This is a genomic window from Schlesneria sp. (assembly GCF_036405755.1).
GTDB classification, from domain to species: Bacteria; Planctomycetota; Planctomycetia; order Planctomycetales; family Planctomycetaceae; genus Schlesneria; species Schlesneria sphaerica.
Map to the genome: position 1 here is coordinate 1 of NZ_DASWWZ010000002.1, position 9,299 is coordinate 9,299.

The 9,299-nt window shown below is 55.4% G+C and carries 8 protein-coding genes; 6 read left to right on the forward strand and 2 right to left on the reverse strand.

Annotation, left to right across the window (positions count from 1 at the left end; translation table 11 throughout):
* On the forward strand, positions 1-914 hold a 914-nt coding region (locus VGE80_RS00025), incomplete at its 5' end, for a DUF1501 domain-containing protein (protein ID WP_440591231.1).
* 216 nt (positions 915-1,130) lie between these two features.
* Here VGE80_RS00025 and VGE80_RS00030 read toward each other — a convergent pair.
* Both VGE80_RS00030 and VGE80_RS00035 read right to left on the reverse strand, forming a co-directional pair.
* Entirely contained in the window at positions 1,131-2,600 is a 1,470-nt protein-coding gene (locus VGE80_RS00030) for a glycine--tRNA ligase (RefSeq protein WP_440591232.1), read from the reverse strand.
* Positions 2,601-2,808: 208 nt separating this feature from the next.
* The gene (locus VGE80_RS00035; RefSeq protein ID WP_440591233.1) at positions 2,809-3,924 is read right to left on the reverse strand and encodes a Gfo/Idh/MocA family protein; all 1,116 of its coding nucleotides are present in this window, start codon (positions 3,922-3,924) and stop codon (positions 2,809-2,811) included.
* A 638-nt stretch (positions 3,925-4,562) separates the two neighbouring features.
* Between VGE80_RS00035 and VGE80_RS00040 the strand changes: the two genes are divergently transcribed.
* The 5 genes from VGE80_RS00040 to gatC all read left to right on the forward strand — a co-directional run bounded on the left by VGE80_RS00040 (position 4,563) and on the right by gatC (position 8,666).
* Entirely contained in the window at positions 4,563-5,621 is a 1,059-nt protein-coding gene (locus tag VGE80_RS00040; RefSeq protein WP_440591234.1) for a DUF1573 domain-containing protein, read from the forward strand.
* Positions 5,622-5,665: 44 nt separating this feature from the next.
* Complete coding sequence (locus VGE80_RS00045) at positions 5,666-6,745, forward strand: hypothetical protein (protein ID WP_440591235.1); 1,080 nt, start codon at positions 5,666-5,668, stop codon at positions 6,743-6,745.
* 48 nt (positions 6,746-6,793) lie between these two features.
* Positions 6,794-7,726, forward strand: a complete 933-nt coding sequence (gene cysK / locus VGE80_RS00050; protein ID WP_397571820.1) for a cysteine synthase A — start codon at positions 6,794-6,796, stop codon at positions 7,724-7,726.
* Positions 7,727-8,043: 317 nt separating this feature from the next.
* Positions 8,044-8,301: a 50S ribosomal protein L28 gene (gene rpmB, locus VGE80_RS00055; RefSeq protein ID WP_373649836.1), complete on the forward strand. Its 258-nt coding sequence runs from the start codon at positions 8,044-8,046 to the stop codon at positions 8,299-8,301.
* A gap of 71 nt (positions 8,302-8,372) precedes the next feature.
* The gene (gatC, locus tag VGE80_RS00060) at positions 8,373-8,666 is read left to right on the forward strand and encodes an Asp-tRNA(Asn)/Glu-tRNA(Gln) amidotransferase subunit GatC (RefSeq protein WP_373649835.1); all 294 of its coding nucleotides are present in this window, start codon (positions 8,373-8,375) and stop codon (positions 8,664-8,666) included.
* The last annotated feature ends 633 nt before the right edge of the window (positions 8,667-9,299 follow it).

A 9,299-nucleotide genomic window follows, 5' to 3' on the forward strand; every position in this document is an offset into this window, starting at 1 on the left:
GAAGTGAGACCGCCGATCTTCCCAGCTTTGTTGCCATCCCCGATCCTCGTGGGGTCCCGCAAGCAGCATCGAACAACTGGAACAGCGCTTTTCTACCCGCTGTATTCCAGGGAACCCCGTTTAATGCAGACAAGCCCATCGCGAACCTGTCGAGGCCGGCGGAAATCCCTGAGGCGAACGAGGTGGCCACGCTCGACTTCCTCAAGCGACTCAATCGGCGGCACCTCGAGCAGCACCAGGGTGATTCTAACCTCGCAGCGCGGATCGCCAGCTATGAACTGGCCGCGCGCCTGCAACTGCGGGCCGCCGAAGTCTCGGACCTTTCCCGCGAGAGTCAGGAAACTCAAGCACTCTACGGCATCCTCGACGCAAACCCTGTCAAAGCTGGCTTCGGTCGGAATTGTCTGCTCGCACGTCGACTGCTGGAACAAGGGGTCCGATTCGTCCAGCTCTTTAACGGCTCGTATGCCATGGGCGAAGGTGTGGGAAACTGGGATGGCCACAAGACCCTGAAATCCCAATACGAGGTGCATGCTCCCATTCTTGACCAGCCCGCCGCCGCATTGTTGACGGACCTGAAACGAACAGGCCTGCTGGAAGATACACTCGTCGTCTTCGTGACAGAGTTCGGTCGCATGCCCACGTTTCAGAAAGGAGCGAGTGGCCGCGACCATAACCCGAAGGGGTTCACAACGTGGCTGGCAGGAGCGGGCGTCAAACGAGCGTATAGTTATGGCGCCACGGATGACTTCGGACACACTGCCGTCGTCCAGCCCACCACGATCTATGACCTGCACGCGACCATTCTGCACCTGCTAGGTTTGGATCACGAGCGACTGTCATTCTACCACAACGGGATTGAACGCCGCCTGACCGATGTGCACGGCCACGTCCTGCACGACATCCTGGCCTGATTTGGACCTCCCCACTCACTGGTACGGAAACCCGTTTCAAAGCGAATTCGTGCAGAGCCCTGGGACCGTTTTTTGTGCCTTCAAATCACGGGGGGATGCCGGCAGGTTCCCGGCCCTATTCGATCCAATCCACAGCGTCACTCACCTGCGTCAAACGAAAACGACCGCATGCCCGAACTGAATTCGAGCATGCGGTCGAGTCTGACTGATCGAGTCTCAGCAACTCGCCATGCGGCTACGAACGTGGTCAACGATCTCTTTGACGGGAACGCGAATCTGTTCGAGCGTGTCGCGGTCCCGGATCGTGACGGTATCACCCGACATGGTTTCGCTGTCGACCGTAACGCAGAACGGAGTACCGATTTCATCCATACGGCGGTACCGGCGGCCAAACGCGGCCTGCTGGTCGTAGGCAGCGGCAATCCCGGCCTGTTTGAACTCGCGATAAATGGCGGCCGCCTTCTCTGGCATACCATCCTTTTTGATCAGCGGGAAGATCGCAACCTTGATCGGAGCCAGCTTCGGATGGAACTTCAGCATCACGCGTGACTGCATGACACCCTTTTCGTCCGGCTGTTCATCTTCGTGGTAGGCTTCACAGAGGAACGCCAGGGTGGCACGATCACAGCCCGCTGCGGGTTCGATCACGTGAGGAACATATCGTTCGCGAATCTGGTCATCGAAGTAAGACAGGTCTTTGCCACTCCCCGCATACTTGGGCTTTCCATCAGGCCCGAGTTCAACGACCAGCTTGCCATCCTGTTTGCAGAGCTTCCCTTCCGAGTGTGACCGCAAGTCGAAGTCGCCGCGGTGCGCAACCCCTTCAAGTTCTCCGTACGATCCCTCGTCGAGGAATGGGAAGGCGTACTCGAGATCCGCAGTACCGACTGAGTAGTGCGCAAGCTCTTCGGCGGTATGTTCTCGCAAAATCAGATTCCCTGCCGAGATCCCATGCTTGAGATACCAGTTGTAGCGGCGGTCGCGCCAGTAGCGGTACCACTCGAGCGACTGACTTGGATGACAGAAGAACTCCATCTCCATCTGCTCAAATTCACGAGAGCGGAAAATGAAGTTACGCGGTGTGATCTCATTGCGGAAACTCTTACCGATCTGCGCAATCCCGAATGGAATCTTGACGCGACTGGAATCGCAGACGTTCTTGAAGTTCACGAACATCCCCTGTGCCGTTTCAGGCCGCAGGAATGCACGGGTCTCTTCAGAACGAACCGCGCCGGTATGCGTTTCGAACATCAGGTTGAAGTCGCGCGGTTCGGTCAACTGGCACTTGTCATGCTCGCCAGGATGCTTCGAAGGCTTCAGCGGACACTCGCTGGTCCCGATATGGTCCGCGCGGAACCGTCCTTTACATTCGCGGCAATCCTGAAGCTTATCCGCGAACAGATCGAAATGGCCCGACACCTTCCAGACTTGAGGGTGCATCACGATCGAAGTTTCGACACCCACCATGTCGAACGGACTGGGTGCCCCTTCGGGCGTCGTGACTTCGTCATGCTCGGTGATCATGTCGGCCCACCAGGCCTGCCGCACGTTTCGCTTGAGTTCAACGCCAAGCGGACCGTAATCCCAGAATCCGTTCAAACCGCCATAGATCTCGGACGACTGAAAAATGAATCCCCGCCGCTTTGCGAGCGCGACGATTTTGTCCATACGGTTTTCGACGGCCATGTCGGATGTGTCCTTCCGGTACGTAGTAGAAACAACTTGAATTTGGGTTCTGAGTCAGTCAGTTAAAGTGGAACCAGGTCCCCCCAACTGTGCTCCGAACCTGGATCCATCGAACCCCTCTTGAGAAGAATCTTCTCGAGGTGGGCCAGTTCCGATCCAGGTTCGCGTGAATTTTTGCTATCGTCCTGTGTCGATCAGCAGGTATCGATCAGGACAGTGTAAACTCGGGCAGTCGCAGGACTTCCCCACCTTTCAGCGCCGATTCATGCGCCAGAATTCCGACGCAGGTCCAGTTGGCGGATAGAGTGGCATTCGGCCAGGGATCACGATTTTCGATCAGTGCGCTGACCATTTCGTGGACCAGATGCGGATGGGATCCCCCGTGCCCACCTCCCTGAATGAACGACAGATGATCTGCGTCCTGAATCGACTGTGTAAACTTGCGGATCGGCTCTGGCAAGAGGTGAGCGAAGTCCGGCACTTCGATCTTGGACGGAATTTCATGCTCGGGCTTTTTCGCGGTGTGAATCACGTGAGGTTCACCCTCAACGAGCGTCCATTCAAAGCTCTTCTTGGTCCCGTAGACATCGAAGCTCTCACGGTACTGTCGCGCGACGTCATACAGGAATCGCCAGATATGCGCGGTGACGTCAGAATCCTTGATCTTGATGTGACAGGATTCCACCGCGAACTTGTTCCCCGACTTTTGTGCGATATCGTCCCGAACCGTCCCTGAACCAAAGCAACTGACGTACTCGGCACGCCCGTTGAGCAACCCCAGACACGGGCTGACAACGTGGGTGGCGTAGTGCATCGGGATCATTTTTTCCCAGTACGAGGGCCATCCATCCATGTCCTGCGGATGCGACGCGGCCAGATGCTGGATTTTCCCGAGTTCACCCTTCTCGTAGAGATCCTTGATGAAGAGGAACTCACGTGAGTAGACGACGGTTTCCGCCATCATGTACTTGAGGCCGGTCTGCTTGACCAGTTCACAGATCTGCTGACATTCTTCGACCGTGGTGGCCATCGGGACCGTACACATGACGTGTTTGCCCGCCCGCAAGGCCTGCATCGACATCGTCGCGTGATCGGGAATGGGCGAATTGATGTGAACGAAATCGACCTTGGCGTCTTTCAGGACTTCGCTGTAATCCGTGAATCGTTTCTCGATATTAAATCGATCGCCAATCACGTTCAGATGCTCTTTGTTCCGCTGACAGATCGCGTAGACGTTGGCATTGGGATGCGCCTGATAAATGGGAATGAACTCGGCTCCAAAGCCAAGTCCGATCATGGCGACGTTCACTTGCGAATTGCTCATGGTGCAAACCCCTCACTGATTCAGGACAACGTCTCTAGGCGATTGACTCATTTCCAGCGGTACCGCGATGACCGACTGAATTCCGCGATGCCCCAACAGTCACTTCGGAAAACTTGCTCGAGTGGCCTCCCGTTTGCGTAAGACGATCTCCGTCCCCACCGAAAGTGCCACAAAAGTCAGATATTGGTTTATTTCCCTCTGGGTATTTTGTAACTCAAAATGAGAAAAGTTGCCAACGCCTGAAAAACAGGGGGGAAGGTGTCTGGCCGACACTCAGTCAGGTTGAGCAGAGAGCAATCATCCCACGATGTGATGTCCCAGCCCCGGATCCTGGACTGCATGCGCCGTCCCCGGGCGAATCGTGCCGGATGTGACCACAATGGAAACCTGTAACGCCAAAAAAAGGGGAGAGGGATCTGCTGATCGTAAAGTTGACCGCAAAATCATTTGAAGAAACTTCGAAACGCTCTGCAAAAAAGTTCCGTTGACGGCTGTGCAGAGCGCGCATAATGTCAAACACGGACGTTGTAATGATGTGCAAAACGAGACGACAGGTTTTGTCCTCGTGCCCTGGCTGTGGACATGCCAAGGCTTTTCCATCGATCGATTGGGTTTAGCTTCACAGAAGCGAGACGACAATGTTCCTCTGCGTAGTTCGTACCGCCTGCCTTCTTTCCGCCTTTCTCGCTGTCAGCCCCTTATCGGCACAAGACCAGAACTGGGGCCGAAAGATGTTCGACAAGACCGAAATCAAATTTGGTTCAGTCGCCAAAAACTCCGATGTGACGTTCAAGATTACGCTGACAAACATCTTTAAGGAGGCCATTCAGGTCTCGAGCGTCAGCACCTCGTGCGGTTGCATCTCGTGGCAGGACAAAACTCCCATTACGATCCCGTCGGGTGAGCGCCAGGAACTGACAATCCGCCTCGACACGATCCGGCACCAGGGGAACAAACACGTCCGCGCGTTCGTTTCCCTGCTGGAACCGACCCGAGGCTCGACCTCACAGGTCACCATCCCTGTCGAAGGCCGAATCCGGCAGGATGTTGTGCTGCAGACGAACAACCTCAACTTTGGCGTCGTTGACATCGGCCGCGCGATGGAGCATCGCATGACGGTTTCCTACAACGGTGGCCGCCCCGACTGGAAGATTACTGACGCAAAAGTCAACAATCCGCACCTGACGACCAAAGTCGTGGAAAAGAACCGCAGTGGCGGGACCGCAAACTACGAAGTGATTGTCACCCTCGACGCCAAAGCTCCCGTTGGAAAACTCCGGGACCAGATGCTGATCGTCACAAACGAAGGAAGTGACAATGGGTATGCGACCACCGTCGATGCCCAAATTGAACCCGACATTGTGGTATCAGATGTTCAGTTAGGAAAACTGGATGCAGGCCAGTCGAAGACAGTGACCGTGGTCGTGCGTGGCAAAAAGCCCTTTCGCATCCAGAAAATCGACCGTGAGAAACAGGACGATGTGTTCAAGGTGAAATCTTCCGATGCCGATCAGATGATCCACACCTTATCACTCACTTGCACTCCGTCAGAGCAGGACGGGTTGTTTGAAGAAGTGTTCTCACTTACTATCTCCGGACGTGAGCAACCAGTGACCTTTAAGGCGAAAGGTCGCGTGGCAGAACATTCGGTCACTGTCGCCAAGCCAGTGATTGAAACTTCCGCACCGCAACCATAGTCTGCTCAGCACGATCCGTGTCGTGTTTGCAGGAAGTTTGAGCAATGTCGAAAGCGCCCGTAGCTAGGTGTTTCGGTCTGATCGGGTTTTTTCTGATCATGTCCCCAGTGCTGCACGCAGACTCGCCAGAGGACCCCGATTGGGCCAAGGCGCTGATCGACAAAGACATGCAAAAGATCAGCTACAAAAGCGTCGCGCGAGGACAGGACGTTTCGTTTCGGATACCTGTCACCAATGTTCACGCAGACGAAGTGCAAATTACCGCACTTTCGACCTCATGCGGGTGCCTCTCATGGGACGAGAATCGACTCTCTCCCACAGGGGCACTGACTCTTCCCGCCGCGATCACCATTCCTCCCGGCCAGACGAAGTATATTAATCTTCGTCTGGATACGATTCGCCATCACGGTGAAAAACGCGGAACGCACGGAATTGTGACGTTCTTCATCCCCAGCAGGAACATTTTCGGCACAACCCGAATTTATGCAGAAGGCTACATCCGCTCCGATGTCGTTCTGCAGCCTGGTTCAGTCAATTTCGGCTCGGTTGACCCGGAAAAAGGGGCAGAACAGACCCTGACCGTCAGTTACGCCGGCCGAAATAACTGGACGCTCACATCAGCCAAATTCAATAGTCCCCACCTTGTCGCAGAAATCGTGGAAAAATCTCGAGCGAACGGCAATGTCAACTACGACCTGATCGTGAAACTCAAGCCGACGGCACCCATCGGAGCGCTCCGCGACCAGATGATGCTTGTGACAGACGACGTCAACAACCCCCAGATTCCGGTGCAGGTGGAAGCCCGAATTGAACCGGAAATTGTCGTAACCGAGGCCAACTTCGGAACGCTCACCCCCGGAAAACCAAAAGAAATTCAGGTGCTGGTCCGTTCCACCAAAACGCCCGCCAAGCCGTTCAAGATTGAGAAATGTGAGCGCACGGAGCAGGACACGTCGATCCGGGTCAAAAAAACGGACGAGACAAAAGTGCTTCACCAGATCACCTTGACGTTCACGCCCCCCAACAAGCCTGGATTGTTTGAGGAAACCTTCTTTTTGACGATCAGCGGCCGAGAAGAGCCGATTACCTTTAAGGCAAAAGGCCGAATTCTCGACATGCAATAGTGTTCAATTCGCCATTCCACTCAACGAACCGCTGCAGGGAGCTCGCAGATGCCAGTTTTTAAGGACAATTCGGAATCCATCGGCCGAACACCACTCGTCAAGATCAATCGCCTGGCCGAGGGTTTGAACGCCACAATTCTGGCAAAAATTGAAGGCCGAAACCCCGCGTACAGCGTCAAGTGCCGAATCGGCGCCGCCATGATCTGGGATGCCGAAGCCAACGGCAAACTCAAACCCGGCATGCACGTGGTCGAACCGACAAGCGGTAACACAGGGATCGCTCTGGCCTACGTCTGTGCGGCTCGCGGATACTCACTGACCCTTACCATGCCCGAAACGATGTCAGTCGAGCGACGCATGATGCTGCGAAGCTTCGGAGCCGAGTTGATTCTGACCCCCGGCGCGGACGGGATGAAAGGGGCTATCGCCAAGGCGGAAGAACTTTCGCGGCAAGACGGCTGGTTCATGCCACAACAGTTCAAGAACCCAGCCAACCCTGCGATCCACTTCAAAACCACAGGCCCTGAAATCTACAACGACACCGAAGGGAAGATTGATATCTTCGTGGCCGGAGTCGGCACGGGCGGTACCATCACCGGCGTAACTCGATACTTGAAAAACGAGAAGAAGCTGCCGATCAAGTCGATCGCGGTTGAGCCGACCAACAGCCCCGTTCTCTCTGGCGGAGCCCCTGGAAAACACAAGATTCAGGGGATCGGCGCCGGCTTCATCCCTGACATCCTCGATCGCTCAGTTATCGATGAAGTGGTTCAGGTAACCGATGAGGAATCGATTGAGACGGCGAAGAAGCTGATGCGGCTCGAGGGAATCACCTGCGGTATCAGTTGCGGAGCCGCAATGGCCGCGGCACTGAAAGTCGCTGCCCGCCCTGAATCGGCCGGCAAGACGATTGTCACAATCCTGCCCGACAGCGGTGAACGCTATCTTTCAACCGCTCTGTTTGAGGACCTCCGCGGGTAATTTCATGACCGACGGTCCACCCAGCTTTTTCAGCAGATCCGCTTCGCCCATCCGGTGGCTAAGTTTCGCCCATCCGGTGGCTAAGTGAAGAAGGACGGTGGAGTCGCCGGCCAGCTCTCCACAAACCTTTGTGATCTTTCGGTTTAATCAATAACTTGAAGCTGCCACAGTGGGAGCTTCTGATCGAGACTGCGGGACGGGAGAACTTTAACTTGCATCCCGCGCCCTAATAGCTATACTCCTGCGTTCCGCACTGGCTGCAATTCGGCCGGCGCCATTATAGCAACAGATTTTCGCAAGTGATTTTCGAGGTTGTCATGGGTTCTGAGTGCGCTATTTGTCAAAAGAAACCGGTTCGCGGCAACCAGAAGGTCGAACGCGGTAAGGCAAAGTACCTGGGCGGTAACGGTCGCAAGACGACCGGTATCACGAAGCGCTGGTTCCGCCCCAACCTTCAGTCTCTGCGGATGCAGTTGGGCGAATCATCCAAGCGAGTTCGCGTATGCGTTCAGTGCCTTCGCTCGGGCCTGGTGGTCAAGCGAGTGGTCAAGAAGCCATTCACCATCGAAGGCTGATTTTTCGTCAGTGACACGATCGCCTGCGATTGTCATGCGGTGATCGTGTCACGTCGTTTTTCGAGGTGGCAATGGAACTCACGCGCAGCGTAGTTCAAAAAGTCGCAGATCTCGCACGCCTGAAGGTTTCTGACCACGAGTTAGATACACTTGTCAGCGACCTCAGCGCAATCGTCGGTTATGTGGAGATCCTCAACGAACTGGATACCACAGGGATCGCGCCGATGGTGCATGCTGTAGAACTTCAAAATGTTCTGCGGCCCGATGTCGTCGCCGAGTCGCTCGATCGGCAACTGGCATTGTCGAACGCACCCCGCACCGACGGCTCTTACTTCCTGGTCCCCGCGATCATCGACAGCGAGTGATCAAGCGATGCGGCTCAGGCTCTCCCTGAAGAACACGCGCCCCGAGTCAGGGCACCGCTGACGCCAAAGTTTTCGTTAAGAGATTTGTCGCCCCATCGCCCCGAGCATCACGCCAGGCACTTCCCAAAAGCGTACAACTCGTCGGTACACCTCACAGGTCCTCCGCGAGATTTCAGCCAGCCCTGTGGGTATTGCGACCACCGCTCGATCGGGTGGTAAGTCATTAATGATCGGTCCGCAAAAGGAGCGTAAAAGCACTGCTCCCGCAGACAGAACGATCACCGAGACGTGGGCAGGCAAGTATCAGGCCGCACGCCGAATTGGCTCAGCGCATTGGCGAACCGGCTCTTTGTCTGGAACATGCACCCAACGGGCGACCTTGAACAGGTAACAGCACCGGTGACAGCGTGCAGCCTTGGTCCAGAATGAACCCTTCGAATTACCGCTCGTGCTCAGATACACGTCATCGTTTTTGCACTGGGGGCATTTCATAACGAACTCCACGCGAGTTATGGAATTGTCTGGTCGCGGGCCCTCGCCGAGCAACCTGTGTGATTGTCGGGCAAGTTTGTAGTTCGAATTCGGTTATGCGCAAACCCCAGTCTTAAAGCAGCCCACCCCCGACTCAGACAG

Coding starts and splice junctions, on each gene's coding strand:
- VGE80_RS00030 (WP_440591232.1), bottom strand. CDS start 2,600: ATGGCCGTCGAAAACCGTATGGACAAAATCGTCGCGCTCGCAAAGCGG.
- VGE80_RS00035 (WP_440591233.1), bottom strand. CDS start 3,924: ATGAGCAATTCGCAAGTGAACGTCGCCATGATCGGACTTGGCTTTGGA.
- VGE80_RS00040 (WP_440591234.1), top strand. CDS start 4,563: ATGTTCCTCTGCGTAGTTCGTACCGCCTGCCTTCTTTCCGCCTTTCTC.
- VGE80_RS00045 (WP_440591235.1), top strand. CDS start 5,666: ATGTCGAAAGCGCCCGTAGCTAGGTGTTTCGGTCTGATCGGGTTTTTT.
- cysK (WP_397571820.1), top strand. CDS start 6,794: ATGCCAGTTTTTAAGGACAATTCGGAATCCATCGGCCGAACACCACTC.
- rpmB (WP_373649836.1), top strand. CDS start 8,044: ATGGGTTCTGAGTGCGCTATTTGTCAAAAGAAACCGGTTCGCGGCAAC.
- gatC (WP_373649835.1), top strand. CDS start 8,373: ATGGAACTCACGCGCAGCGTAGTTCAAAAAGTCGCAGATCTCGCACGC.